The organism is Micromonospora parastrephiae (genome assembly GCF_016802865.1).
GTDB lineage: Bacteria > Actinomycetota > Actinomycetes > Mycobacteriales > Micromonosporaceae > Micromonospora > Micromonospora parastrephiae.
Map to the genome: position 1 here is coordinate 1 of NZ_JAEVHM010000390.1, position 1,684 is coordinate 1,684.

2 protein-coding genes are annotated in these 1,684 nt (G+C 75.3%); one reads left to right on the top strand and one right to left on the bottom strand.

Features of this window, described 5'->3' with window-relative positions:
* Positions 1 to 511: SseB family protein (locus JNW91_RS31300; RefSeq protein ID WP_203179037.1), on the bottom strand; the 511-nt coding region annotated here is incomplete at its 3' end.
* A gap of 152 nt (positions 512 to 663) precedes the next feature.
* On the opposite strand from JNW91_RS31300, the gene mycP reads away from it, so the two are divergent.
* Positions 664 to 1,684: type VII secretion-associated serine protease mycosin (gene mycP, locus JNW91_RS31305; RefSeq protein WP_203179038.1), on the top strand; the 1,021-nt coding region annotated here is incomplete at its 3' end.

The window sequence follows — 1,684 nt, forward strand, 5'->3', positions numbered from 1 at the left end:
CGGACGGCGTGGGGCCGGTCGTGGGCGTCGCTCCTGCGGCGTCCCGACCGGTCGCACCGCTCCGGGTGCGGGCGAGGGTTTCCGCCCGTTCCAGCCGGGCGCGGGCGCCCATGGCGCGCCCGGGCAGCCGGACGTCACCGCGGGAGAGCTGGGAGACGAACCAGGCGGGTAGGTAGCCCTCCACGGGTAACCCGGGGTTGACCGCGAGCCACCACTCGTGGTTGGGCCAACCGACCGCGAGGTCGCTGAACGGCACCCGTCGGTTGCTGCCCGGATGGTCACCGAGGCAGGCCCGCAGGGCGGCGGCGGAGGTGAAGGCCAGCACGTGCGTGCGGCCGCCGGTGGTCCAGGTGCCCCAGCCGGGCGACGCCTGGCCGGCCAGCGCCGGCGCGGAGACCGGCAACAGCAGATCGGTGCGGGACAGGAGCCGGAAGTACAGCTCCTGGTCGTTGGCGCGCAGCGCGTCCCGCATCGCCACCTCGGCCTCCGTGGCCGGCTCCCATTCGGTCACGGCCACCTCTCCTTCCGAGAACAGGCCACAGGTATCGCGTACAACCTACAAGGTGGTACCAAGATCACAATGGCTGGCCGGCGGCGGGCCGCCGGGGCGCGGGTGAGGCGATAACATCCCGTCCCGGAGCCGACACGATACGGAGGCCATCGATGTCCCCGTCGATTGCGCGCCCGGTCCTCGCAGGCCTGGCGGCCAGCCTGTTGACCGCACCGGCCCTCCCGGTCGGCGCCGCCGACGCCGCGCTGCGGGCGGCACCGACCTGCGCGACCCCGCTGGCCCCCGTCCGGCCGGTCGCGGCGCTGCCGTGGACGCAGCAACGGTACGACCCCGCACGGCTCGCGCCACTGGCCACCGGCGCCGGAGTGACCGTGGCGGTGGTCGACTCCGGGGTCGACCGGGCCCACCCGCAACTGGCCGGGCAGGTGCTGGCCGGCACCGATCTGCTCGACTCCGGCGGAGACGGCAGCCGCGACTGCGCCGGGCACGGCACCGGCGTGGCGAGCATCATCGCTGCGCAACCCCGTTCCGGCGTCGCCTTCCACGGCCTCGCGCCGGGTGCCCGGATCCTGCCGGTACGGGTGAGTGAGCAGCAGGTGGTGCAGGGACGGGAGTCGGGGCGTACGGTCAGCGCCGCCGAATTCGCCCGGGCCATCCGCTGGGCCGTCGACCACGACGCCGACGTGGTGAACCTCTCCGTGGTGCTGTACGCCGACGACCCGGCCGTCCAGTCCGCCGTCGCCTACGCGGTGCAGAGGAACGTGGTGCTGGTGGCCGCCGCCGGCAACCTGCACGACAGCGGTGATCCGCGCCCGTTCCCGGCCGCGTACGACGGGGTGCTCGGGGTGGGCGCGATCGGGGCGGACGGCGTGCGGGCGGCCTTCTCGCAGACCGGCCCGTACGTCGACCTGGTCGCACCGGGCAGCGAGGTGCTGGTCGCCGCGCCCGGGCAGGGCCACCAACGGGTCGAGGGCACCAGCTACGCGGCGCCGTTCGTGGCGGCAACCGCCGCGCTGCTGCGCCAGTACCGGCCCGAGTTGACCGCCGCCCAGGTGGCGGAGCGGATCATCGCCACGGCCGATCCGGCGCCCGGCCCGGGCCACGGCGGCGGGTACGGCGCCGGCGTGCTGAATCCGTACCGGGCGGTCACCGAGACCGGCGCCCGGTCAGCCG